The organism is Streptomyces sp. NPDC048481 (assembly GCF_043200075.1).
GTDB lineage: Bacteria > Actinomycetota > Actinomycetes > Streptomycetales > Streptomycetaceae > Streptomyces.
This window is the reverse complement of sequence record NZ_JBICXC010000002.1, coordinates 645905-670992: the sequence shown is the minus strand read 5'-3', so window position 1 is coordinate 670992 and position 25088 is coordinate 645905. Positions and strand designations below refer to the sequence as shown.

Sequence of the window (25088 nt, the reverse complement as noted above, 5' to 3'; positions counted from 1 at the left end):
CCGCGCCGGTGAGCGCGCGGGAGACGGCGGATCCGGGCGGCGGCCCGGAGCCGGCCGCCGGGCGGCCGCTGCTGCTCGGGGTGCGGCATCACGGGCCGGGGTCCGCGCGCGCGGTGCGGGCGGCGCTGGCGGCCGCCCGGCCCCGCACCGTGCTGATCGAGGGGCCTCCGGAGGCGGACGCGCTGATCCCGCTGGTCGCGGACGAGGACATGCGGCCGCCGGTCGCCCTCCTCGCCCACGCCGTGGACGAACCCGGCCGGTCGTCGTTCTGGCCGATGGCCGAGTTCTCCCCGGAGTGGGTCGCACTGCGCTGGGCCGTGGAACACGGGGTGCCCGCCCGCTTCATCGACCTCCCGGCCACCCACACGCTGGCGTGGGAGAGGCCCGAGGAGGCCCGGGGGAAGGGGGAATCGGACGGGGCGGACGGGGCGGACGAGCCGGAGGGGGCGGAGAAGGAGAAAGCGGCCGGGGAGCCGGGGGCGGAGGCGTCGGGCGGCGGCGCGGGGGACGGCGGCGGGGGCCGGGGGAGCGGGGGCGTCGACGAGGGCCGTGACGGGCTGCGGCGGGACCCGCTGGGCACGCTCGCCGAGGTCGCCGGGTACGACGATCCCGAGCGCTGGTGGGAGGACGTCGTCGAGCACCGCGCCGCCGGCACGAAGGATCCGTTCGCGCCGTTCACCGCGCTGGAGGAGGCGATGGGGGCCCTGCGCGAGACGTACGACCGCGCCGCGACGGGGCGCGAGGACGAGCGGGACCTCGTGCGGGAGGCGCACATGCGCATCCGACTCCGCATCGCGCAGAAGGAGTTCGGAGCCGACGGAGTGGCCGTGGTGTGCGGGGCGTGGCATGTGCCCGCCCTGCGCCGCAGGACCGCGCTCGCCGGGGACCGGGCGCTCCTCAAGGGGCTGCCCAAGGTCAGGACCGACCTGACCTGGGTGCCCTGGACCCACCGCAGGCTGGCCCGGTCCGGCGGGTACGGCGCGGGTGTCGACGCGCCCGGCTGGTACGCCCATCTCTTCGCGTCGCCGGACCGGCCCATAGAGCGCTGGCTGACGAAGGTGGCGGTGCTGCTGCGCGAGGAGGACCGGATCGTGTCCTCGGCCCACGTCATCGAGGCGGTCCGGCTCGCCGAGACGCTGGCGGTGCTGCGGGGCCGGCCGCTGCCCGGACTGACCGAGACCGCCGACGCCGCGCGAGCGGTGCTGTGCGAGGGCTCCGACGTGCCGCTCGACCTGGTGCGCGACCGGCTGGTCGTCGGGGACGTGCTGGGCGAGGTGCCGGCGGGCGCGCCCGCGGTGCCGTTGCAGCGCGACCTCGACCGGCTGCGGCGTCGGCTCCGGCTCAAACCGGAGGCGGCGGAGCGGGAACTGGCGCTCGACCTGCGCAAGGAGAACGACGCCGAGCGCAGCAGGCTGCTGCACCGGCTGCGGCTGCTGGGCGTCGCGTGGGGCGAACCGGTCGCCTCGCGCGGCAGCACGGGGACGTTCCGCGAGACCTGGCGGCTGCGGTGGGAGCCGGAGCTGGCCGTGCGGGTCGCCGAGGCCGGGGTGTGGGGGACGACCGTGCTCGCCGCGGCGACGGCCAAGGCGGAGACGGACGCCGTCGCCGCGGCCGGGCTCTCCCGGGTGACCGCACTCGCCGAGCGCTGCCTGCTGGCCGCGCTGCCGGACGCCCTGCCGACGGTGATGCGGGTGCTCGCCGACCGGGCCGCCCTCGACACGGACGTCGGCCATCTCGCGCAGGCCCTGCCCGCGCTGGCCCGTTCCCTGCGGTACGGCGACGTGCGCGGCACCGGTACCGACGCGCTGGCGGAGGTGGCGGCCGGCCTCGCGGAACGGATCTTCGTCGGCCTCCCGCCCGCCTGCGTGTCCCTCGACGCGGACGCGGCGGAGGAGATGCGCCGTCATGTGGACGCGGTGCACGGGGCGGTGGGCATGCTGGACGGGCAGGCGGGGCTCGCGGCCCGCTGGCGCGCCGTGCTGCGGGTGCTGTCCCGGCGGAACAGTGTGCCGGGCGTCGTGCGGGGCCGTGCCGTACGGCTCCTCCTCGACGAGGGGGCGCTGGACCCCGGCGAGGCGGCTCGGCTCATGGGGCTCGCGCTGTCCCCGGGGACGCCGCCGGGCGACGCGGCCGCCTGGATCGAGGGGTTCGTCGGCGGCGGTTCCGGGGGCGGACTGCTCCTCGTGCACGACGAACGGCTGCTCGCGCTGGTCGACGGGTGGCTCACGACGGTCCCCGCCGCGTCGTTCACCGACGTGCTGCCCCTGCTGCGGCGGACGTTCTCCGCCTACGAGCCCGGGGTGCGCAGAACGCTGGGCGAACTGGTCCGGCGCGGTCCGGGACAACGGACGGCGCGGCCGGGGGCGCACGCCGGTGCCCCCGGGTTCGCGAACGAACTCGACGAGAGACGGGCGGACGCCGTCCTCCCGGTGATCGGGCTGCTGCTGGGCCTGAACCCGCAGACGGGCGACGGAGAGACGCGCGACGGAGAGGCGGGCGACGGGGAGACGGGCGGCAGAGAGACAGGCGACGGCGCTCTTGCGGGGGTGGGGACATGACGGCGGACGACACGGCCGGGACGGACGCCGGGCAGGAGCGGTTGAGACGCTGGCGGCTGGTGCTCGGCGGCGACGCGGCGGACGGCACCGGACACGCGCTCTCCGGACGCGACGCGGCGATGGACGGAGCGCTCACCGCGCTCTACGGAAAGAAGGAGGGCCCGTCGGCCGGGCGCGACCGCACGGCGGGCCTCGGGGCCTCGGCCCCGTCCGTGGCGCGCTGGCTCGGGGACATCCGCACCTACTTCCCCTCCTCCGTCGTGCAGGTCATGCAGCGTGATGCCATCGAGCGGCTCGGGCTGTCCGCGCTGCTCCTGGAACCGGAGATGCTGGAGGCGGTGGAGGCCGACGTGCATCTCGTCGGGACGCTGCTCTCCCTCAACAAGGCGATGCCGGAGACCACGAGGGAGACGGCGAGGGCCGTCGTCCGCAAGGTCGTCGAGGACCTGGAGAAGCGGCTCGCCACCCGCACCCGGGCCGCCCTCACCGGCGCGCTGGACCGCAGCGCCCGCGTCAGCAGACCGCGGCACCACGACATCGACTGGAACCGCACGATCGCGGCCAACCTCAAGCACTACCTGCCCGAGCACGGGACGGTCGTGCCGGAGCGGCTTGTGGGATACGGGCGGGCGTCGCGGTCCATGAAGAAGGAGGTGATCCTCTGCATCGACCAGTCCGGTTCGATGGCGTCGTCGGTGGTGTACGCCTCGGTGTTCGGGGCGGTGCTCGCCTCGATGCGGTCGATCAGCACGCGGCTCGTCGTCTTCGACACGGCGGTCGCCGACCTCACCGACCGGCTCGACGACCCGGTGGACGTCCTGTTCGGCACCCAGCTGGGCGGCGGCACCGACATCAACCGGGCGCTCGCCTACTGCCAGTCGCAGATCACCCGGCCGACGGAGACGGTGGTGGTGCTCGTCAGCGATCTGTACGAGGGAGGCATACGGGACGAGATGCTCAAGCGGGTCGCGGCGATGAAGGCGTCGGGCGTGCAGTTCGTGGCGCTGCTCGCGCTGTCGGACGAAGGCGCGCCGGCCTACGACCGGGAACACGCGGCCGCCCTCGCGGCGCTCGGCGCACCGGCGTTCGCGTGCACCCCCGATCTGTTCCCGGAGGTGATGGCGGCGGCGTTGGAGAAACGTCCGCTGCCCGTCCCGGACGTGGGGTGAGGCCGCGACGGCGTGGTGAGGTGAGGCGAGCGGCTACTCATCGGTAACGGGGGCTTGCGCAACCTCGGGAGCCCCGTGCGAGGATCGGGGCCACTCTGCCGCCGCACGGGAAGCGTCCTCCCTTGACCTCGCCCACCACCCTGTTCGTCGCCGCCCTGCGCCTCCCGCGCACCGCGGCCGGGCGACGTGCGGTCGGGTGGCCTGCGGTCGGACGGCTTGCGGTCGGGCGGCGGGCGCTGCGGCTCGCGCTGCTGGTCGGCGGGCTGACCGTGCTCGGGTGGTTCTGGGGCGGGCAGGCGCATGCGTCGCAGGGCGGTCCGACACCGGGCGGGCTCGTCGCCGGGGTCTCGGCTCCAGCCTCGACGTCGGCTCCGGCCTCGACGTCGGCCCTGACGCGGGCGCGGGTGTCGCTGTCGGGATCAGTGTTGGTGTCGGTGCCAGCCCCCGTGCGGGTGTCCGTCTCGCTTCCGGTCCGGTTGCCGGCCGTGTCGGCTCCGCCCGTCGTGTCCGCCCCGCCCCGCCCGACGAGCCCTTCCCTTCCGGCGCTGCCGTCTCACCCACGGCTCCCTTCCGTGCCCGGTATCCCCTGGGTTCCGCACGTTCCGGCGCTCCATCCGGCGTCGGTGTCCGCGTCGGCGTCGGTGTCGGCTTCGGCCTCGATGTCGGGCGGGCACGGGCCCGTGGCCGGCGGGGCGGCTCGGGTGCGGACAGGGCCGGCGGGGGCTGACGTTTCGGGCTCCGGGCCCGTGGCTTTCGTGGGCGGTGGCTCCATGCGCGCTGCTCACAGGGTTCCGGCGGCCCGTGACGGGCGTCCGGCCGCCGTCAGGTCCGCGTCGCCCACCGCACGCCAGAGGCCGCCGGGTGGATCGACGGGCGGGCACGCCGGCGGTTCGTCCGGTGATCCGGCCGGTGATCCGGCCGGTGCGTCGGCCGGCGGGTCGGCCTCCGACGCCGGTGGCCCGCGGCACACGGACGCGCATGCCGTCGTCATGTCACCGCACCGGCCGGTGCCGTGGCCCGCGCTCGGCGGTGCGGCGGATCCCGACCCCGTGGCGGCACAGGACCGGTACCGGGACATCCCCCTCTTCCCCGGTTAGACCGTCTTCCCGGCTGTACGCCCTCCCGGTCGGGCGTCGCGGTGTCCGCCCCGTGCGGTGTTCCCCCTCCGGCCGGATCGAGATCGTCTCCCCCTCATGGCCGAGCCGAGCCCTCCCCGTTCTGCCGTCGTCGTCCCGTCGTCCCGTCGTCCTGTCGTCCCGTCGTCCTGTCGTCCCGTCGTCCCGCATCAGGCGTCGCCGATCGACCAGCCGCCGCGCCGGCCCGCCGATCCACCGTCCCGCCAAATCACCGTCCCGCCGAACCACCGAACCAAACCAACGCCCCAACGCCCCACCCATCGACTCCGTGAGGGGGTCGGTGCTCGGACGGCCGAAAGCCTTTCGGTCTGTCCGGCCCAGCCCTCACGGTCGGGGCGGGCCGGTCCCCATTGGGGTGGGGACCGGCCGCCCTGAGCCCTTGAGGGGCAGCTCAGGGGGCCTCACCGGGCCAACCCCAGCCCGGTGAGGCCTCTCGGCGCGGCCCCGCCCGGCCCTCACATCCGGCACGGGGTGCCAGTGATCCCGGCATCATGTGACAGGTATCACCGCTCAGGTGTGACCCTCGATTTAGGGGCCTCCTGCAAGCAGCGATAACCTGCGAGACGGACATGCCGCGCGCTCGGTCACCGTGTGCGCCTCCCTTGTGACAGACACCGGTCGGACGTCACGTTGCCCTCGCGGCACGCCCACGCAGACAACGAACCGCGAGATCACTGATAGGGACGGAAGCGCGTGGACCTGTTCGAGTACCAGGCGAGGGACCTCTTCGCCAAGCACGATGTACCGGTGCTGGCCGGTGAAGTCATCGACACGCCTGAGGCGGCCCGCGCAGCCACCGAGCGTCTCGGTGGCAAGTCCGTCGTCAAGGCCCAGGTGAAGGTCGGCGGCCGTGGCAAGGCCGGCGGCGTCAAGCTCGCCGCCTCCGCCGACGAGGCCGTGGAGCACGCGACCAACATCCTCGGCATGGACATCAAGGGCCACACGGTCCACAAGGTGATGATCGCCGAGACGGCCCCGGAGATCCTGGAGGAGTACTACGTCTCCTTCCTCCTGGACCGTGCCAACCGCACCTTCCTCTCCATCGCGTCCGTCGAGGGCGGCATGGAGATCGAGGAGGTGGCGGAGACCCGCCCCGAGGCCGTCGCCAAGACGCCGATCGACGCCAACGTGGGTGTGACCCCCGAGGTCGCCCGCCAGATCGTCGAGGCCGCGAACTTCCCGGCCGAGGTGGCCGACAAGGTCGCCGACGTCCTGGTCACCCTGTGGAAGACCTTCGTCGAGGAGGACGCCCTTCTCGTCGAGGTCAACCCGCTGGCCAAGGTCGCCTCCGGTGACGTCATCGCCCTCGACGGCAAGGTCTCGCTGGACGAGAACGCCGAGTTCCGCCAGCCGGACCACGAGGCCCTCCAGGACAAGGACTCGGCGAACCCGCTCGAGGCCGCGGCCAAGGAGAAGAACCTCAACTACGTCAAGCTCGACGGCGAGGTCGGCATCATCGGCAACGGCGCGGGTCTCGTCATGAGCACCCTGGACGTCGTCGCGTACGCCGGTGAGGCCCACGGCGGCGTCAAGCCCGCCAACTTCCTCGACATCGGCGGCGGCGCGTCCGCGGCCGTCATGGCGAACGGCCTGGAGATCATCCTGGGCGACCCGGACGTCAAGTCCGTGTTCGTCAACGTCTTCGGCGGCATCACCGCCTGTGACGAGGTCGCCAACGGCATCGTCCAGGCGCTCCAGCTCCTCGCGGACAAGGGCGAGGAAGTCACCAAGCCGCTGGTCGTCCGTCTGGACGGCAACAACGCCGAGCTGGGTCGCAAGATCCTCTCCGACGCCAACCACCCGCTGGTCCAGCGCGTGGACACCATGGACGGCGCGGCCGACAAGGCCGCCGAGCTCGCGGCTGCGAAGTAAGGGAAGAGGGACAGAACAGCCATGGCTATCTTCCTGAACAAGGACAGCAAGGTCATCGTCCAGGGCATGACCGGTGCCACGGGCATGAAGCACACCAAGCTCATGCTGGCGGACGGCACCAACATCGTCGGCGGTGTGAACCCCCGCAAGGCGGGCACCTCCGTCGACATCGACGGCACCGAGATCCCGGTGTTCGGCACGGTCGCCGAGGCGATCGAGAAGACGGGCGCGAACGTGTCCGTCCTCTTCGTGCCGCCGGCCTTCGCGAAGGCCGCCGTCGTCGAGGCGATCGACGCGGAGATCCCGCTGGCCGTCGTCATCACCGAGGGCATCGCCGTCCACGACTCCGCCGCGTTCTACGCGTACGCCGTGTCGCAGGGCAACAAGACCCGGATCATCGGCCCGAACTGCCCCGGTCTCATCACGCCGGGCCAGTCGAACGCCGGCATCATCCCGGGCGACATCACCAAGCCGGGCCGCATCGGCCTGGTGTCGAAGTCCGGCACGCTGACCTACCAGATGATGTACGAGCTGCGCGACATCGGCTTCTCGTCCGCCGTCGGTATCGGTGGCGACCCGGTCATCGGCACGACGCACATCGACGCGCTCGCCGCGTTCGAGGCCGACCCCGACACCGACCTGATCGTCATGATCGGCGAGATCGGCGGCGACGCCGAGGAGCGGGCCGCGGCCTTCATCAAGGACAACGTGAAGAAGCCGGTCGTCGGCTACGTCGCGGGCTTCACCGCGCCCGAGGGCAAGACCATGGGCCACGCCGGCGCCATCGTCTCCGGCTCCTCCGGCACGGCCGCCGCGAAGAAGGAGGCCCTCGAGGCCGCCGGCGTCAAGGTCGGCAAGACGCCGACCGAGACGGCGAAGCTGGCGCGCGAGATCCTCGCCGCGGGCTGAGCCCCGTACAGCCGTACGTCAGTGGGCCCGCCTCCCTCGTGGAGGCGGGCCCACTGACGTCCCGCCCCCGACCGGGCCTGCGCTCATCTCGGTTCGGGGAGCATCCGCTGCGGGCCGTGGCCCGTCGTCGAGCGCAGCTTCGCCCGCAGTTTCAGTTCCGCGCCCGAGAGCGGGCCCGGCACGGACCGCGCAGGCACGCCCCGCACGGTCGCGCCCGGCGGCACCGGAGGTTCGTACCGGGTGGGGGCCGTGCGCAGGGTCAGGGCCGTCGCGCCGATGACCGTGACGGTGAACGCGATCGCCGCGCGCGTCCAGAAGCGGGCCCGCTGCTCGCTGCCCGTGCGCACCGTGGACGCCCTGGCCGCGCGCAGCCGCTGGGCGGACGCCGCCTCCGCGAGCCGCCGGTGCAGCAGGACGGGGTCCGCCAGTTCGGGCAGCCGCGCGGCGATCGCCTCCCGCGCGCGCAACAGCCGGTTCGCCGTCGCAGGTGTGCTCGCCTCGGCCTCGGCGGCCGTCTCGGGCAGGTCGAGGCCGACGCCGTCGTAGAGCAGAAGGGTGCGGCGGCACGGCGCGGGGAGGGACAGGAGGACGTCGAGGAGGGCGCGGTCGCAGGCGTCGGCCGGAGGCGGTTCGGGGTGGCGGTAGCGGGGGCGGAACCGGTGCCAGGGGGAGAGCGCGTACTCGTAGGCCGTGGCCCGCACCCAGCCCGCCGGGTCGCGGTCCACGGCCACCTCGGGCCAGCGCTGCCAGGCGGTCTGGAACGCGCGCTCGACCGATTCCCGCGCGAGTTCGCGACGGCCGCAGAGCAGATAGGCCTGCCGGACGAGGGCGGGGGCGCAGAACGCGTAGAGCGCGTCGAAGGCCTGAGCGGGCGTCAAGGCGGCACGGGCGGGGGGAGGCTCCGGTTCGGCTCCCGCGTGGGCGGACGGGATGGCGTCGGCGTCGGCGGACGTGATGGTGGCGGTGCTCGCGTCCGCGTCGGTGTCCGTGCCGGCGGGTGTGGAAGGAGGCGCGGGGGCGTGCGTGTCGGCGCGCGCAGGTTCCGGGTTCACGCTGGGTGGTTGCGGGCGGTTGCCCAGACGTACCGTCACCGGCGGTCGAGGCGCGGCCTCCTGGGTGTCCGTCACCTGGCCCGCCGTGCCAGCGCTTCCCGCCTGCCGCGTCACGAGATACCCCTTCGCCCGAAAAAGTACATAAACGCATATTGAGCGACACAGCGATGGTTCGCCTGTTACGACGGGAAAGCGCGTGTCGTTGGGAGCATGGCCGTCGTGATGCAGATGACCGCTCGTCGACTGTCGTTGTCGCCCCTGCGCACCCGGATGCGCGACCGGTCTCCCGGACTGGCCGCGGGCCTGCTGGGCGGGGTGCTCGCCGCCGGACTCGGACTCGGTTCGTTCGCCGTGCTCGTGATGGTGCTGTGGATCAGCTCCCCCTATCCCGACAGCGGGCCCGGCGGCGCGCTGCACGTCGCCGCGGCGCTCTGGCTGCTGGCGCACGGCGCGGAACTCGTCCGGGTGGACACCCTCTCCGGCGTTCCGGCCCCGGTCGGCGTCGCACCGCTGCTGCTGCTCGCGCTGCCGGTGTGGCTGGTGCGGCGCGCAGCACGAGACGCCGTGGACGGAGGCGACGGCGAGGACGGCGGCGCGGACGACGATGTCCCGGTGAGCGGCCGCGCGGTGTGGGCCGGCGTGGTGGCCGGCTACCTCGCGGTCGGCGCGGGCATCGCCTGCTACGCGGCGTCCGGCGGCGCCCTGCGGCCCTCATGGGGGTGGACGGCGTTCTGTGTGCCGGCGGTCGCCGTGCCGGCCGCCGCCGCGGGGGTGTGGTCGGCGCTCGGCCGCCCGCGCGAGCCGGTGGACAGTGTGCTGGTCGTGCTGCCCCGAGGCCTGCGACGGCTGTTCCTCGGGGCGGACGGACGCGAGCGGCTCGGCGCGGCCGGGCGGGCCGCCGGAGCCGGTGCGGGGGTGCTCCTCGGGGGCGGGGCCCTGCTGGTGGCGGTGTCCTCGGTGTGGCACCTGGGCTCGGCCCGCGCGGCGTTCCTCCAGGTGACGGAGGGCTGGTCGGGGCGGTTCGCGGTGCTGCTGCTGTGCGTGGCGCTGGTGCCCAACGCGGCGGTGTGGGCCGCCGCGTACGCCCTCGGGCCGGGGTACGCCCTCGGCGTGGGGCACGCGGTGGCCCCCCTGTCCTCCGCGCCCGCTCCCTTTCTGCCGCCGTTCCCGCTGCTGGCGGCGGTGCCGGAGGCGGGGGGCGGCACGCCCTGGAACTGGGCGACGGGGGTGACGCCGCTCGCGGCCGCGGTGACGGTGGGGGTCTTCGTGGCGCGGGCCGCGGGCGCGGGCGGATGGTCGCGGGGGAGGACCGCCGGGGTCGTCGTGCTGGCGGGGACCGGGTGCGGGGTGCTGATGGGCGCGCTGGCGGGGATGGCCGGCGGGCCCCTCGGGGTCGCCGCGCTCGCCCGGTTCGGGCCGGTGTGGTGGCAGGTCGCGGGTGCGGTGGTGCTGTGGATCGTGGGGGTGGGCGTGCCGGTGGCCCTGTGCGTGCGCGGGTGGCGCGGCCGGCGTCGGCGGAGGGCGTCCGCGGGGGAGCCGGGCGGGCAGGGTGTGCCGGCCGGGCGGGGAGCTTGGCGGGACCGGTGGAACTCGGGGAGTCCGGCGGCGTCGGAGGCCGCGGGGCTGTACGACGTCTCGGCGGCAGAGGCGGGCGGTGTCCAGGTGACGGGGGCGCACGGGGAGGTCGTCGAGGCCACTCCGCCCTACGGCGCGGTCGAGAGGGGCGGGCTCGGCACCGCGTTCGCGGACGCCGAGCCGCTTCCGCCCGCCGTCTCCTTCCCGTTCCCGGGGCCGGACGCGTCCGTTGCGGGCCCGCTGCCGTTCACCGGGCCGAACGCGTCCGCCGGGCCGCTGCCGTTCACCGGGCCCGCCGCACCTGCCGCTCCCGTCCCGTACGCCGAGGCCACAGCACCCGTCGAGCCTGTCGAGCCCGCTGGGCCCGTCCCCCCGGCCGCGCCCACCGTCCCCGTCGCGCTCACCGCCCCCGCCGGCTCCGTCGGGTGGGAGACCGCCGCGTCGCAGACCGGCGAGCCGGAGGAGTGGGAGAGGGCCAGGGAGGCCCGGTGGGCCGCGTTGCGGGAGGCGGGGGAGGACGGCGCGGGCGGCGAGGACGGTACGCAGGCGCGGCGATGACTCCGCGGACTCCCGCCCGCCGCACACGCCGTCCCGTCCCGCGGTCGCCCCGCGCCCCACTGCCTTCGCCCCGCTGCCTTCGCGCGACTGCCTTCGCGCGCCCGGCGCGTCAGGCGTTCGCGCCCAGGATGTCTCTGAGCTGCTTGGGGAGGAGGTCGTCGCAGGACTGCTTCGCCTCGTTGGTGAGGGCGTCGCTGGTGCAGGTGTAGTAGTCGTTGTAGACCAGGTGCGCGGTGAAGCTGGCGGCGACCATGGCCAGGGCAAGGGAGGCGGTGACCAGGCCGCTGATGGCGGCGGTGCGCTGGGGGCGGCCGCTCGACTCGGGGGCGGGCGGGGCGTCCGGGTCCGGGGTGCGGGGCTTGGCGCGCAGGGCGCTGATGCCCCAGTTCAGGGCGAGCGCGCCGAGCAGCAGGGCCACGTAGGGCCAGCCGAAGAGGACGAAGAAGAAGGCCCACATGCCGCTCAGGAGGGCGTAGCGCGCGTGGCGCTGGGCCGGGTCCGTCGGGTCCCAGCGCTTGCCGGGATCGCCGCCGGGGCCGCTCGGGCCGCCGTTCTCGGGGTTGCCGCCGGGGCGCTCGCCGAAGCCGCCGGGGGAGCGTCCCGGCTGCCGGTCGCTCCACTGGCCGCCCCATGGGGAGCGCCCTTCGTCGGGCTCGCCGCCCGCCGGGCGGCGGGGCTGCCACGGGCGGTCGGGTGCGCCCTCCGGCGGCGGCGCGAAGGGGTTGTCGTCCTCGGGCGGCTTGTTCTCGTCCGACGGGGCGTCGGCGGGAGAGGCGGGGCGCTCTCGCAGCAGCACGACGCCGCGCTCCCCTCCCTGCGGTGACTGCGGGGGGAGCGTGAGCAGTCGCAGACTGCGGTCCGGCATCAAGTGAGCGTCTTCCCCTAGGTGATTCGGCTGTCTGGCCTGAACGGATGTGGCTGTCACTCCGGGAACGCGCCGCACCGCGCCCGCGTTCCCGATCACGCCCGCATCCCGTTCCCCGCAGACGCTACCTTCCGGCCACGCCCCCGTCCCGCGGGGGCCGTCCCGTGTGCCGGTATCGTTGCTGACGGTCGGCTGCTTCGTAGGCTTCCCCGTATCCGGGGGCGCGATGCATTCGTACGAAAGTACAAGCCCGCGTGAAGTCCGCGTACGCCCACCGCCTTGTACGTGCTTCCCCGAGAAAGGGCCTCACCGTGGCCGCCAAGCCCGTGGCCAAGCGCCTCGTCGTGCTGGTCTCCGGATCCGGTACGAATCTCCAGGCGCTCCTCGACGCCGTCGCCACCGCGGGCGTCGACGCCTACGGCGCGCAGGTCGTGGCCGTCGGAGCCGACCGCGGGGGCGTCGAGGGTCTCGCCCGGGCCGAGCGGGCCGGCATCCCCACCTTCGTCTGCCGGGTCAAGGACTTCGGGAGCCGTGAGGAGTGGGACGCCGCGCTCGCGGAGGCCGTGGCCGCCCACGAGCCGGACCTGGTGGTGTCCGCCGGATTCATGAAGGTCGTGGGGAAGGAGTTCCTCGCGCGGTACGGCGGGCGGTTCGTCAACACCCACCCCGCTCTTCTCCCCAGTTTCCCGGGAGCCCACGGTGTGCGCGACGCGCTCGCGTACGGCGTGAAGGTCACCGGCTGCACCGTCCACTTCGTCGACGACGGCGTCGACACCGGACCGATCATCGCCCAGGGCGTGGTCGAGGTCCGGGACGAGGACGACGAGAGCGCTCTGCACGAGCGCATCAAGGAAGTCGAGCGAAGGCTGCTCGTCGAGGTCGTGGGGCGGCTCGCCCGCAACGGCCATCGCATTGAGGGACGAAAGGTAGTTATCCAGTGACCGCCGAGAGCACTGTCACGGCCCAGAGCGACAAGCGGGGCATCCGTCGCGCGCTCGTCAGCGTCTACGACAAGACCGGTCTGGAGGAGCTCGCGCGCGGGCTGCACGAGGCCGGCGTCGAGCTCGTCTCCACCGGGTCCACCGCCTCCCGCATCGCCGCCGCCGGCGTTCCCGTCACCAAGGTCGAGGAGCTGACCGGCTTCCCCGAGTGCCTGGACGGCCGGGTCAAGACCCTGCACCCCAAGGTCCACGCCGGCATCCTCGCCGACCTGCGCCTGGAGGACCACCGGCGGCAGCTGGACGAGCTGGGCGTGGCGCCGTTCGACCTCGTCGTCGTCAACCTCTACCCGTTCCGCGAGACCGTCGCGTCCGGCGCGAGCCCCGACGAGTGCGTGGAGCAGATCGACATCGGCGGTCCCTCCATGGTCCGCGCCGCCGCCAAGAACCACCCGTCGGTCGCCGTGGTCACCAGCCCGGCGCGGTACGCGGACGTCCTGGCGGCCGTGCAGGGCGGCGGCTTCGACCTCGCCGCGCGCAAGCGGCTGGCCGCCGAGGCGTTCCGGCACACCGCCGAGTACGACATCGCCGTCTCCTCCTGGTTCGCGTCCGCGTACGCGCCCGCCGACGACTCCCCGTTCCCGGGCTTCCTCGCCACCAGCCTGGAGCGCGCGCACACCCTGCGCTACGGCGAGAACCCGCACCAGCCCGCGGCCCTCTACACGGCGGGCACCGGCGGGCTGGCGGCGGCCGAGCAGCTGCACGGCAAGGAGATGTCGTTCAACAACTACACGGACACGGACGCCGCGCGCCGTGCCGCGTACGACCACGACGAGCCCGCCGTCGCGATCATCAAGCACGCCAACCCGTGCGGCATCGCGGTCGGCGCGGACGTCGCCGAGGCGCACCGCAAGGCGCACGCCTGCGACCCGCTGTCCGCGTTCGGGGGTGTGATCGCCGTGAACCGTCCGGTCAGCAAGGAGATGGCCGAGCAGGTCGCGGAGATCTTCACCGAGGTCATCGTCGCGCCCGACTACGAGGACGGCGCGCTGGAGGCCCTCACCAAGAAGAAGAACGTCCGGGTGCTGCGCTGCCCCGACGGCCCCGCCCACCCCGTCGACGTCAAGCCGATCGACGGCGGCGCGCTGCTCCAGGTCGCCGACCGCCTCCAGGCCGAGGGCGACGACCCGGCCAACTGGACGCTGGCGACCGGCGAGGCGCTCTCCCCGGCGGAACTTGCCGACCTCGCGTTCGCCTGGAAGGCGTGCCGGGCCGTGAAGTCCAACGCCATCCTGCTCGCCAAGGACGGCGCGTCGGTCGGCGTCGGCATGGGCCAGGTCAACCGGGTCGACTCGGCGAAGCTGGCCGTCGAGCGGGCCGGCGAGGAGCGGGCGCGCGGCGCGTACGCGGCGTCCGACGCCTTCTTCCCCTTCCCGGACGGTCTGGAGGTCCTCGTCGAGGCCGGCGTCAGGGCCGTGGTGCAGCCCGGCGGCTCGGTCCGCGACGAACTGGTCGTCGAGGCCGCGAAGAAGGCCGGCGTGACGATGTACTTCACGGGGACGCGGCACTTCTTCCACTGATCCCCGCCGGTGACGGCGAAGGCGGGCGGCCCGGTGACGACACCGGACCGCCCGCCTTCGCCGTGCGGGGACCGGGTCGGACCGGCCGGCCGGGCCACGCGCCGGCGGTCACCGGGGGCGCCGGCCGGCGCCGAGGTCGACGAGCCGGCGCGGATCAGTACCTCGGACGGTTGAACCAGGCGCCGCCGCTGATCATCGCGGCGAGGATGATGCCGCCGAAGGCGAGCGAGATGACGCCGCCGAAGGTGCCCGAACCGCCCGCGCCGTTCACGATGTTGGCGAGGGAGCCCAGGATCATCAGTGACGCGTAGACGATCGTGGTGACGCGGATGCCGCCGCCGCCGGACTTGAACTTGACGCCCAGGAAGATCGACAGGCTGCCCAGGAGCAGCATCAGCAGCGCGATCGCGATGATGAGACCGGTGGCCATGCTGCTGTCGTCGCCGGAGCCGAAGGCGTTGGACGCGTCCTGCGCGGCGCCGGCCGCGATGCCGATGACGATGCCGGCCAGGAACTGGAAACCGGCGAGGATGAACAGCAGCACCCGGGCGGTCTTGACCAGGCCGGGCATCTCCTGCGGGACGCCGTAGCCGTACCCCTGCGGGACCGGCGGGGCCTGCGGGTAGCCGTAACCGGGCTGGCCCTGCGGAGCGGTGGGGTAGCCGTAACCGGGCTGCTGGGGCGGGCCCTGCGGCGGGTAGCCGGGCGGCTGGCCCTGCGGCGGGCCGTAGGGGTTGTTCGGGTCGCCGAAACTCATGGCGGTCCTTCCTCCGTGTGCACTCGAGTGCGGGGACGCGGCCTGGCTCGGAGGAAGGTTCTACAGATGCGGTTCGTCCCCCCGGTACTGCCCGCGGCACTGTGCGGTCAATCGTTCTGCAATGGCCGGTTTGTTGTCCAGCCGCATTCGGCGGCATTCCGCAGGCGTTGTGCAAGTGCAACATCATCGATCACGTTCGCGCACGTCAGATGGGCGCCGCGGCCTCGTACGGGTTCACCCGGATTGGAACCGGGGGGCCGTCATCCGGGAGGATGGTGTCATGACCGCCCAGATTCTCGATGGCAAGGCCACCGCAGCCGAGATCAAGTCCGATCTGACCGCCCGTGTGGCGGCGCTGAAGGAGAGGGGCGTCACGCCCGGCCTCGGCACGATCCTCGTCGGCACCGATCCCGGCAGCCAGAAGTACGTCGCCGGGAAGCACCGCGACTGCGCGGAGGTCGGCATCGCCTCCATCCAGCGCGAGCTGCCCGCCACGGCCACCCAGGAGGAGATCGAGGCGGTCGTCCGCGAGCTGAACGACGACCCGTCCTGCACCGGTTACATCGTGCAGCTCCCGCTGCCCAAGGGCATCGACGAGAACCGCGTCCTGGAGCTGATGGACCCGGACAAGGACGCCGACGGCCTGCACCCGATGAACCTCGGCCGGCTGGTCCTGAACGAGCCCGGCCCGCTGCCCTGCACCCCCAACGGCGTGCTGACGCTGCTGCGCCGGCACGGCGTGGAGATCAACGGGGCGGAGGTCGTGGTCGTCGGACGGGGCGTCACCATCGGCCGGTCGATGCCGCTGCTGCTGACCCGCCGCAGCGAGAACGCGACGGTGACCCAGTGCCACACCGGCACCCGGGACCTGTCGGCGCACCTGAGGCAGGCCGACGTCATCGTCGCGGCCGCCGGATCCCCCCACCTCATCCGTGCGCAGGACGTCAAGCCGGGCGCGGCCGTCCTGGACGTCGGCGTCTCCCGCAACGCCGAGGGCAGGATCGTCGGCGACGTCCACCCGGACGTGCGCGAGGTGGCCGGCTGGATCTCCCCCAACCCGGGCGGGGTCGGCCCGATGACCCGCGCCCAGCTGCTCGTCAACGTGGTGGAGGCGGCGGAGCGCAGTGTCGGCTGACGGCGACTCCGCACAGGCCGGGGACAGGAACGTGACGGGCGACGACGCCGACGAGATCGAGGTCCGCGACCCCATCAGCGCGCCGGACGCGGACGGCGTGCCGCGCCGCACCACCCGCCGCTTCCCGAAGTTCACCCGGGACACCGCGCGTCCCGAGGGCGCGGGCCGGGCCGCGCCGGGCGACGCCCTGGCCGCCCGGCAGTGGCCGATCATCGCGGTGCTGGGCGTCGTGGCGCTCGGGCTGCTGCTGACGGCGCTCGACGTGTTCCGGGTCGGCACGATCCTGATCGGCGTGGGGCTGCTCGCCGGCGCGGTCCTGCGCTGGCTGCTGCCCGGCGTCGGGATGCTCGCCGTGCGCTCCCGGTTCACGGACATCGTGACCTACGGCGTGCTCGGCACCGTGATCGTCCTGCTGGCGCTGATGGCCCAGCCCCACCCGCTGCTCCAGATCCCGGTCCTCAAGGACACCCTGCACTTCACCGTCAGCAGCGGCTGACCGCGGGCGCACGTCGGCGGCCCGTCCCCATCCCCCGAGGAGGACGGGCCGCCGACGCGTTCCACGCTCTCCCACCGCGAACGTCCTGTTCAACGCCCCGCCGGACGCTGTGGCACGGAAGTGACCGTTCCGCTACGGCGTGCGCGAACCGCCACAGCCGGCCCGCGCGCGGGAACCGCCCGGCCGCCCGCCGTCGTCCCCCCAACGGACCGAAGGGGAGGTGGGCGGGATGGGCGCCTGGCAGCCGCTGCCGGACGGGCTGCCGTCGGAGGTACGGCACTTCGTGGAGCAGACGCGGCGGCTCAAGGACGGCACGGGGCTCAGCCTGGCCGCGCTCGGCGCGCGCACCGCGTACAGCAAGTCGTCCTGGCAGCGGTATCTCAACGGCGTCCAGCCGCCGCCCCGGCAGGCCGTCGTCGCGCTGTGCAGGGTGGCGGGACTGGCCGGGGCGGAGGCCGAACGGCACGTCGTGCGCTGGGAACTGGCCGTCGAGGCATGGCCGCGGCCGGCGCCGGCGAACCCGGCCGCGGAGTACGAGGAGGATCCGACGCTGCCCTGGTGGGACCGCCCGGAGGAGGAGCCCGCCCCGCCTCCCGCGCCCCGGCCCGCCGGACGGCTCCTGCTCTACGCGGTGCTGATCCTGCTCGCCCTGCTGACGACGGCCGTCGGGGGAGCGGTCGCCTTCGGCTGAGGCGTGCGGGCCCGCCGGTGCGCCCCCGTCGTGGGGCCCGCTTTGACAGTTCGGGCGGGTGTCCCGAATCGTCGCTCCCAGCGGGTCCTGACACGACCCATGGGACTCAGCGCACGAGAGGGTGGCCGATGCCTCGCTGGAAAGCCCTGCCGGACGAACTCGACCCCCAGGTGCGGGAGTTCGTCGAAGTGATGCGACGGGTCGTGGACCGGGCGGGGCTGAGCGTCGCGGCGGTGGCGGACCGCACCGGCTACGGCAGGCCGTCCTGGGAGCGCTATCTGCACGGACGGCTGCTGGCGCCCAAGGGCGCGGTCGTGGCGCTGGCCGAGGTCACCGGCACGCCCGTGGTCCATCTGGTCACCCTGTGGGAACTGGCCGAGCGGGCGTGGAGCGGTGCGGAGAACCGGCACGCGCACGGGGCGGCGGCGACCGCCGGGACGCTGCCCGCCCGCGCTCTGCCCGGCCGGTTCGGGCCGCCGCCGGCGCCCCTCCCGTCCGGTGGCGGGACGCCGGGGCCGGGGGCGCGGACCGGGGGCGCGGGCCGGAGGCGGACGACGCTGCTCCTCGCCGCGGTCGTGGGGGCGGCGGGCGTCGCGGCGGGCGCGTTCTTCCTCACCGGAGGCCGCGACCCGCAGACGCCGGGCGTCGTCGAGTCGCCCTCGCCGTCGGCCGTCACCCCCCGCGTGCTGCCGTCCGGGGTGCGATGCGGCGGATCCGACTGCACCGGCCGGGACGCGGAGACGACGGGGTGCAGCGGCGGCCTCGCGGCGACGGCGACGACCGCGACGGTCGGCGCGACCCGCGTCGAGGTCCGCTACAGCCGCGCCTGCGGGGCGGCGTGGGGCCGGATCACGCCGGCCGGGCCCGGCGACACGGTGACGGTGACCGCCGGTTCCGTGCTGCGCACCGGGCACGTCTCGGGGCCCGGCGCCACGATCGCCTACACGCCCATGGTGGCCGTGAACAGCGCGGACGAAGCCACGGCGTGCGCGGTGCTGGCCTCCGGACAGCAGGGCTGCACGCCCTGACCCGCGGCGGCTGCAAGCCCGGAGAGAAATCGGGCGCACGCAGGCATGGCCTCGCCGTTCGCGGGCACGCGAGACGTACCCCCACGGGATCCCGGCGCGACCCGGTTCCCCCCACGGCGGCCGCTCGGTCTCTCCTCTCCCGGACCGACGGCCGCCGCTCTTCGTGGCGGGGCTCGCAGCGGGGTCCGGCGGGGCGGTGGCTGGAAGAACCGGGTGTCCCGTACGCGGAAGTCCACTCTGTGGGACGGGCCACACGACCCCGGACGCCCGGGACCCCGGATGCGCGATAGCCTGACCGCTGATTGGATCTCTTGATACCAAGAGATCGATCATCTGTACGTCCCACCCGGGGCAGGGACGCCCCACCGACAGCTGTCATACGGAGAACGCCATGACCCGCACTCCCGTGAACGTCACCGTCACCGGCGCGGCCGGCCAGATCGGTTACGCCCTGCTCTTCCGCATCGCCTCCGGCCAGCTGCTCGGCGCGGACGTGCCGGTCAAGCTGCGCCTGCTGGAGATCACCCCGGCGCTCAAGGCCGCCGAGGGCACCGCCATGGAGCTGGACGACTGCGCCTTCCCGCTGCTTCAGGGCATCGACATCACGGACGACCCGAACGTGGCCTTCGACGGCGCGAACGTGGCGCTCCTCGTCGGCGCCCGCCCCCGCACCAAGGGCATGGAGCGCGGCGACCTCCTGGAGGCCAACGGCGGCATCTTCAAGCCGCAGGGCAAGGCCATCAACGACCACGCCGCAGACGACATCAAGGTCCTCGTCGTCGGCAACCCGGCCAACACCAACGCCCTGATCGCCCAGGCCGCCGCCCCGGACGTACCGGCCGAGCGCTTCACCGCGATGACCCGCCTCGACCACAACCGCGCGCTGACCCAGCTCGCGAAGAAGACGGGCTCGACGGTCGCCGACATCAAGCGCCTGACCATCTGGGGCAACCACTCGGCCACCCAGTACCCGGACATCTTCCACGCCACGATCGCCGGCAAGAACGCCGCCGAGGTCGTCAACGACGAGAAGTGGCTGTCCGAGGACTTCATCCCGACCGTCGCCAAGCGCGGCGCGGCCATCATCGAGGCCCGCGGCGCGTCCTCGGCCGCCTCCGCCGCCAACGCGGCCATCGACCACGTGTACACGTGGGTCAACGGCACCGCCGACGGCGACTGGGCCTCCATGGGCATCCCGTCCGACGGCTCCTACGGCGTCCCGGAGGGCCTGATCTCCTCCTTCCCGGTCACCACCAAGGACGGCAAGTACGAGATCGTCCAGGGCCTGGACGTCAACGAGTTCTCCCGCGCCCGCATCGACGCGTCGGTGCAGGAGCTCTCGGAGGAGCGCGAGGCGGTTCGCGCCCTCGGCCTGATCTGAGCCCGAACGCACGCGATCCCCGGACGGTACGACCGTCCGGGGATCGTCGCGTTGAGCGCCGGTCAGCTGCGCTTGAGCGCGCCCACGAAGCGTGTCCACGCGCCGAGTTCGAACACGAGGGCCCCGCGCTCGGGGGCCTTGCTGTCGCGCACGGGGACGAGGGCGGGATTGCCTTCGGCGACTTCGAGGCACTCACCGCCGGTGGTATTGCTGTAGCTGGACTTGCGCCACGTCATTTGACTCAGGTCGACGGCTCGCACGGCACTTCCTCCAACATCTGCGTGATGAACTTCTGTGACTCGGCCGGGGAAAGAGCCAGGTCGCGCACCGAATCGTACGCATGTTGCAGCACCTCGACCGAGCCGATTTCCTCGATCAGCTCGCCTCGCACGTCGTTCTCCGTGTAGGCAACGGTACGGGCGTCGGGGAGACGAAGGAACATCATCGAGGTGTTCATCAGGGGGTGCGGCCCCGCGCTGAACGGCAGGACGTGCAGGGTGATTCCAGGACGCTCGGATACCTCTGCCAGGTGCTCCAGTTGCTCTCGCCGCGAGTGCGGGTCACGGAGCTGTGTGCGCAGAACCGCCTCCGAGAGGATGGCGCGGAACTTCGGCGCCCCTTTGCCGTCCAACAACTTCCGTCGGCCCATGCGCGCTTCGACCTGCTGATCCAGTTCGTCCCCCAACAGCCCGCCGGCGGTGAGCGCTTCGCGTGCGTAGGCCGGAGTCTGGAGCAGTCCCGGCGGCGCGGACACGGCGTAGTGCCACAGGCTCAGCGCCTCCGCCTCCAGGTCCATGTATCGCCGGTACTGCTCACGGAACTGACTGTTGTCCCCCATGGCCACTTCCCACAGTGCCAGTAGCAGTCCCGGTGTCCCGTAGTGCGTGTCGAGGGCCTCGACCACCTCGGGGCTGCCGAGGTTGGCCCCGCTCTCCATCTTGCCGAGGGTCGACGCGTCCCACCCCAGCCGCTCGGAGAGCTCCCGGAGGCTTTCGCCGCGGGCGTTGCGCAGCAGGCGGAGTTCTTCCGCGAAGCGTTTGCGCGGCTGCTGGCTTCGTCCCGTGACGACTCGTCTCGCGGGCATGGCGTCCCCTTCGGGTGGCTCGGCGTGGCGATCCGGACACGAAGAGTAATTCAACTCTCGGTGGGATTGAGGCCGTTGTCGAAGCTTCGCCGACGGGCCGGCGCGCCGAGGCCGGTCACGACCAGGGCCGTCGCGGCCAGCACGGCCACGCCGACCGTGCGCAGGGCCGGGCCCATGCCGGCGGCGAAGCCGGTGTGTCCGGCGAGGACCGTTCCGGCGACAGCGACGCCGAGGGCCGCGCCGACCTCGCGGGCCGAGGTGCCGAGTCCGGAGCCGAGGCCCGCCTGGTGGGGCGGGAGGGAGGTGACGACGCCCAGGGTCAGCGCGGGCATCGACAGGCCGGTCCCGGCGGAGATGACCAGCAGCCAGCCCGCGTACACCGCGTATGGAGTGCCGGAGTCCGCCGTGGACGCGCCGAGCAGGCCGAGGCCGATCAGGGCGAGGCCGGTGCCGATGACGGGGCGGGGGCGGTCCGACCAGCGGGCGGCCAGCTTGGGGACCAGGGCCATGCCGACGATCAGCGGGACGATGGCGACGCCGGCGACGGCGGGTCCGTAGCCCTTGACCTCCTGGAGGTACTGGGAGTTGACGAAGAACAGCGCGAACAGGCCGAAGAAGCCGGTCATGAGGCCGAGGCTCGTGGCTCGCAGGCCGGGGGAGCGGAAGACGCGCGGGTCGAAGAGGGGGGTGGGCGAGCGCAGGGAGCGCAGGGTGAACGCGGCGATCAGGGCGGCTCCCGCGGCGAACGAGCCGAGGACGCGCGGTGAGGTCCAGCCGTGGTCCGGGCCGCCGATGATGCCGAAGAGGACGGCCGCCAGTCCCGCCGTGAGCAGCAGGGTGCCCAGCGGGTCGAGGCCGTCGCGCGGGGTGCGCTCGGTGCGGGGGGTGGCCAGTGCGACGGCGAGGGCCAGCAGCGCGGCCAGCGGGATCATGACGGCGAACAGGGCCCGCCAGGTGAGGAACTGACCGGCCAGGCCGCCGCCCAGGTTGCCCGCGAGGCCGCCGAGGCCCATGGAGAGGGTCCAGGACGCCATCGCTGCGGCCCGGCCGCGCGGTCCGGCGAGGTGGACCAGGATCGACATCGTCGCAGGGGTGATCAGCGCGGCGCCCGCTCCGGAGATGCCGCGTCCCGCGATGAGCACGGCCGGGTCGGGGGCGAAGGCGCTGGTGGCGGCTCCGAGGGCGAAGAGGCCGAGGCCGGCGAGGAGGGCGCCCTTGCGGCCGTAGCGGTCGCCGGCGGCGCCGGCGGGGATGAGCAGGCCCGCGAAGACGATGACGTAGGCGTCGACGGTCCACAGGATCTCGGTGTGCGAGGGATGCAGCGAGGAGGCGCTCAGTTGCGGGATGAGGAGATTGATCGCGGCGACCATGCTCTGCGCGACCAGCACGCAGGCGCACATGGCGAGGAGGGTGGACCGTTTCAGGGCGTGCGAGGGCACGGCTCCTCCCGGGGAGCTCGTCGGAGTGGGATGCCCGTTCACCGTAGGCTCGGCCCCGACCTGCTTTCCAGTGCAACCTTTGCAAGGAGTGAATGCGCGTGACGCAATCACCGGGGACCTCCGCCGGGCCCGCCGGGTCCGCGGGGCTCGATCTGAATCTGCTGGTGGCGCTGGACGTCCTGCTGGAGGAGGAGAGCGTGCGGGGCGCGGCCCGTCGGCTGCACCTGTCCGAGCCGGCGATGAGCCGCACGCTCGGCCGGGTCCGCAGAGCGCTGGGCGATCCGGTCCTGGTGCGGGCGGGCCGGCGGATGGTGCCGACGCCGCGCGCCCTCGCGGTGCGGGCGGAGGTGAGCGCCGTGGTGGAGCGGGCCCGCGCCCTGTTCGCGCCGGCCGAGGGGACCGACGTCAGGACGGTGACCCGTACGCTCACGATCCTCGGCCACGACGCCATCGCGGCGGCCCACGGTCCGGCCCTGTACGCCCGTGCGGCCGCCGAGGCCCCCGGCATCCGCGTCCGGTTCCTGAGCGAGAGCCACGTCGACGCGCCGTTCCTGCGCGAGGGCACCGCCGACCTGGAGGTGGGCGTCATCGACACGGTGGCCCCCGAGGTGCACCGCGAGCAGCTCTGCGAGGACCGGATGATGGGCGTGGCCCGCGCCGGTCACCCGTTGCTGGAGGGCGAGTTGACGCCCGAGCGGTATGCCCGGGAGGCGGACCACCTCATCGTCTCGCGGCGCGGCAGGCTGCACGGGCCGGTGGACGCGGCGCTTGCCGAACGGGGTCTGGAGCGGCGGGTGGTGGGCGCGGTCGGCTCGCTGCCGTCGTCGCTCTTCGTCATCCGCGACACCGATCTGGTGGGTCTCAACACGGCCTGGGGGCTGCCGCTGGCGCGCAGTCTCGGGCTGGCGTCCTTCGAGGTACCGCTGGATCTGCCGCCGCTGCGGCTGGGCATGGCCTGGCATCCCCGGCACGACGCCGACCCCGCGCACGCGTGGCTGCGGGACGCGGTGCGGGACGTGATGGCGGCCGGCGGGAACGCGGAGTGAGCGCCCGAGGTGGGGGCCGTGTGTCCGTATGGTGAGCGAACCGTCACCATCGCACCCGAATTGAAAGCTTTTGTCCGTTCCGGCAGTGACTCAGCGCACTTCAGGTCGGGGATTGCGCATGCAATGCAAGGTTCGGGGCATGCGGACGCGGTCCCCGACAGCGACCCACGGGTGACACAGGGGGACTGAACAGGAACGGAAGGCAACACCGATCATGGCCGACACGACGGAACAGACGGAACAGCGGGAGTGCCGGACGATTCACGCGGGCGGCGAGTGGCTGACCGCCGCCTCCGGAGCCACCCGGGAGATCCTCGACCCAGCGGAGGGCCGCCCCTTCGCGGTGGTCGCCGAGGGCGACGAGAAGGACGCCGACCTGGCGATCGCGGCCGCCCGCGCCGCCTTCGACGAGGGCGACTGGCCGCGCACCCCGGCCGTCGAGCGCGCCGCACTGCTGCGCCGCGTCGCCGACCTCCTCATACGCGACCGCGAACGGCTCGGTTTGCTGGAGAGCCGTGACGCGGGCAAGACCCTCGAAGAGGGCCGGGTGGACATCGACTGCGTCGCCGACGCCTTCCGCTACTTCGCGGGCCTCGTCGCCGCCGAGGCGCCGGGCCGGGTCGTGGACGCGGGCTCGCCCGACGTCCACAGCGTCGTCGTCCACGAGCCCGTCGGCGTGTGCGCGCTGATCACCCCCTGGAACTACCCGCTCCTCCAGGCGAGCTGGAAGATCGCGCCCGCACTCGCCGCGGGCAACACGTTCGTCGTCAAGCCGAGCGAGATCACGCCGCTGACCACGATCGCCCTCATCGGCCTGCTCGCCGAGGCGGGACTGCCCGCCGGCGTCGCCAACATCGTGACCGGTCCCGGGCACACCGTCGGCGCCCGGTTCGCCGAACACCCCGACGTCGACCTGGTGTCCTTCACGGGCGGACTGGTCAGCGGCGTCAAGGTCGCGCAGGCGGCCGCCCCGACCGTCAAGAAGGTCGCCCTCGAACTCGGCGGCAAGAACCCCAACGTGGTCTTCGCCGACGCCTGCGCCACCCCCGAGGGCTTCGACACCGCCGTCGACCAGGCCCTCAACGCGGCCTTCATCCACAGCGGCCAGGTCTGCTCGGCGGGCTCGCGGCTCATCGTCGAGGAGTCCGTCCGCGACCGCTTCGTCGACGAACTCGCCCGCCGCGCCGCGAGGATCCGCCTCGGACGCGGCACCGAGGACGGCGTCGAGTGCGGCCCGCTCGTCTCCGAGCAGCAGCGCGCCAAGACCGAGGAGTACGTGGCCTCCGCGCTCGCCGAGGGCGCCGTGCTGCGCACCGGCGGCCGCCGCCCCGACCCCGCGCCGGAGCGCCCGGAGGGCGGCTACTTCTACGAGCCCACCGTCCTCGACCGCTGCCACCGCGAGATGCGCGTCGTGCGGGAGGAGGTCTTCGGGCCGGTCCTCACCGTCGAGACCTTCCGCACCGAGGACGAGGCCGTGGCCCTCGCCAACGACACCGAGTACGGCCTCGCGGGCGGGGTGTGGACCGCCGACGCCGGCCGCGCCCGCCGGGTCGCCGGCCGGCTGCGCCACGGCACCGTCTGGATCAACGACTTCCACCCCTACCTTCCGCAGGCGGAGTGGGGCGGCTTCGGAAAGAGCGGCGTGGGCCGCGAACTCGGGCCCGCCGGGCTCGCCGAGTACCGCGAGAGCAAGCACGTCTACCAGAACCTCGCGCCGCGGCCCGTCCGCTGGTTCGCCGGCTGACCGCCGCGCCCCTGACACCCCGCTCACCCCGCCCCCCTCGCACCGAACAGACTTCGCACGCCCCTGGAGTACCCC

20 protein-coding genes are annotated in these 25088 nt (G+C 73.7%); 14 read left to right on the top strand and 6 right to left on the bottom strand.

Going from position 1 to position 25088, the window contains the following annotated elements:
• Positions 1-8 precede the first annotated feature (8 nt).
• The 4 genes from ACGFSH_RS09160 (at position 9) to sucD (ending at position 7644) form a co-directional block, all read left to right on the top strand.
• The gene (locus ACGFSH_RS09160; RefSeq protein WP_393346483.1) at positions 9-2558 is read left to right on the top strand and encodes a DUF5682 family protein; all 2550 of its coding nucleotides are present in this window, start codon (positions 9-11) and stop codon (positions 2556-2558) included.
• Positions 2555-3727 carry a VWA domain-containing protein gene (locus tag ACGFSH_RS09155; RefSeq protein ID WP_393346481.1) on the top strand — a complete coding sequence of 391 codons (1173 nt, stop codon included), beginning with the start codon at positions 2555-2557 and terminating at the stop codon, positions 3725-3727. Before ACGFSH_RS09160 ends, ACGFSH_RS09155 begins: the two co-directional genes overlap by 4 nt.
• A 1829-nt stretch (positions 3728-5556) precedes the next feature.
• Entirely contained in the window at positions 5557-6735 is a 1179-nt protein-coding gene (sucC, locus tag ACGFSH_RS09150; protein WP_393346479.1) for an ADP-forming succinate--CoA ligase subunit beta, read from the top strand.
• A 21-nt stretch (positions 6736-6756) separates the two neighbouring features.
• Complete coding sequence (sucD, locus tag ACGFSH_RS09145; protein WP_393346477.1) at positions 6757-7644, top strand: succinate--CoA ligase subunit alpha; 888 nt, start codon at positions 6757-6759, stop codon at positions 7642-7644.
• Between the two features lie 83 nt (positions 7645-7727).
• Here sucD and ACGFSH_RS09140 read toward each other — a convergent pair whose 3' ends face one another.
• A complete protein-coding gene (locus tag ACGFSH_RS09140; RefSeq protein ID WP_393346475.1) occupies positions 7728-8696 on the bottom strand; it encodes an RNA polymerase subunit sigma-70 in 969 nt (322 codons plus the stop codon).
• A gap of 210 nt (positions 8697-8906) precedes the next feature.
• On the opposite strand from ACGFSH_RS09140, the gene ACGFSH_RS09135 reads away from it, so the two are divergent.
• Positions 8907-10829 (top strand): DUF6350 family protein, encoded by a 1923-nt coding sequence (locus ACGFSH_RS09135; RefSeq protein ID WP_393346473.1) that lies wholly within the window; start codon positions 8907-8909, stop codon positions 10827-10829.
• Between the two features lie 109 nt (positions 10830-10938).
• Here the strand turns inward: ACGFSH_RS09135 and ACGFSH_RS09130 are convergent, their stop codons facing one another.
• Positions 10939-11694, bottom strand: coding sequence for a hypothetical protein (locus ACGFSH_RS09130; RefSeq protein WP_393346471.1), 756 nt, complete (start codon positions 11692-11694; stop codon positions 10939-10941).
• A gap of 311 nt (positions 11695-12005) precedes the next feature.
• Here ACGFSH_RS09130 and purN point away from each other — a divergent pair, with 311 nt between their 5' ends.
• Both purN and purH read left to right on the top strand, forming a co-directional pair.
• The gene (gene purN / locus ACGFSH_RS09125) at positions 12006-12635 is read left to right on the top strand and encodes a phosphoribosylglycinamide formyltransferase (protein WP_329412863.1); all 630 of its coding nucleotides are present in this window, start codon (positions 12006-12008) and stop codon (positions 12633-12635) included.
• Positions 12632-14212, top strand: coding sequence for a bifunctional phosphoribosylaminoimidazolecarboxamide formyltransferase/IMP cyclohydrolase (purH, locus tag ACGFSH_RS09120; RefSeq protein ID WP_393346469.1), 1581 nt, complete (start codon positions 12632-12634; stop codon positions 14210-14212). Before purN ends, purH begins: the two co-directional genes overlap by 4 nt.
• Before the next feature lie 154 nt (positions 14213-14366).
• On the opposite strand, the gene ACGFSH_RS09115 is transcribed toward purH, so the two are convergent.
• Positions 14367-14969 carry a hypothetical protein gene (locus tag ACGFSH_RS09115; protein WP_393346467.1) on the bottom strand — a complete coding sequence of 201 codons (603 nt, stop codon included), beginning with the start codon at positions 14967-14969 and terminating at the stop codon, positions 14367-14369.
• Between the two features lie 280 nt (positions 14970-15249).
• Between ACGFSH_RS09115 and ACGFSH_RS09110 the strand changes: the two genes are divergently transcribed.
• From ACGFSH_RS09110 to ACGFSH_RS09090, 5 genes are all read left to right on the top strand, one after another.
• Positions 15250-16104 carry a bifunctional methylenetetrahydrofolate dehydrogenase/methenyltetrahydrofolate cyclohydrolase gene (locus ACGFSH_RS09110; RefSeq protein ID WP_393346465.1) on the top strand — a complete coding sequence of 285 codons (855 nt, stop codon included), beginning with the start codon at positions 15250-15252 and terminating at the stop codon, positions 16102-16104.
• Between the two features lie 31 nt (positions 16105-16135).
• Positions 16136-16600: a DUF3017 domain-containing protein gene (locus tag ACGFSH_RS09105; protein ID WP_393346463.1), complete on the top strand. Its 465-nt coding sequence runs from the start codon at positions 16136-16138 to the stop codon at positions 16598-16600.
• Between the two features lie 229 nt (positions 16601-16829).
• Entirely contained in the window at positions 16830-17291 is a 462-nt protein-coding gene (locus tag ACGFSH_RS09100) for a helix-turn-helix domain-containing protein (protein WP_393346461.1), read from the top strand.
• 128 nt (positions 17292-17419) lie between these two features.
• Positions 17420-18319, top strand: coding sequence for a DUF2690 domain-containing protein (locus ACGFSH_RS09095; protein ID WP_393346459.1), 900 nt, complete (start codon positions 17420-17422; stop codon positions 18317-18319).
• Positions 18320-18710: 391 nt separating this feature from the next.
• The gene (locus ACGFSH_RS09090) at positions 18711-19700 is read left to right on the top strand and encodes a malate dehydrogenase (protein ID WP_393346457.1); all 990 of its coding nucleotides are present in this window, start codon (positions 18711-18713) and stop codon (positions 19698-19700) included.
• A 62-nt stretch (positions 19701-19762) separates the two neighbouring features.
• Here the strand turns inward: ACGFSH_RS09090 and ACGFSH_RS09085 are convergent, their stop codons facing one another.
• The 3 genes from ACGFSH_RS09085 to ACGFSH_RS09075 are packed head-to-tail and all read right to left on the bottom strand — an operon-like array spanning position 19763 to position 22223.
• Positions 19763-19936: a DUF397 domain-containing protein gene (locus ACGFSH_RS09085; protein WP_393346455.1), complete on the bottom strand. Its 174-nt coding sequence runs from the start codon at positions 19934-19936 to the stop codon at positions 19763-19765.
• 5 nt (positions 19937-19941) lie between these two features.
• On the bottom strand, positions 19942-20784 hold the full coding sequence (locus ACGFSH_RS09080) for a helix-turn-helix domain-containing protein (protein WP_393346453.1): 843 nt from the start codon (positions 20782-20784) through the stop codon (positions 19942-19944).
• A gap of 50 nt (positions 20785-20834) precedes the next feature.
• Entirely contained in the window at positions 20835-22223 is a 1389-nt protein-coding gene (locus tag ACGFSH_RS09075) for an MFS transporter (protein ID WP_393346451.1), read from the bottom strand.
• 92 nt (positions 22224-22315) lie between these two features.
• On the opposite strand from ACGFSH_RS09075, the gene ACGFSH_RS09070 reads away from it, so the two are divergent.
• The gene (locus tag ACGFSH_RS09070) at positions 22316-23269 is read left to right on the top strand and encodes a LysR family transcriptional regulator (RefSeq protein WP_393346449.1); all 954 of its coding nucleotides are present in this window, start codon (positions 22316-22318) and stop codon (positions 23267-23269) included.
• A 214-nt stretch (positions 23270-23483) separates the two neighbouring features.
• Complete coding sequence (locus tag ACGFSH_RS09065; RefSeq protein WP_393346447.1) at positions 23484-25013, top strand: aldehyde dehydrogenase family protein; 1530 nt, start codon at positions 23484-23486, stop codon at positions 25011-25013.
• Positions 25014-25088 lie beyond the last annotated feature (75 nt).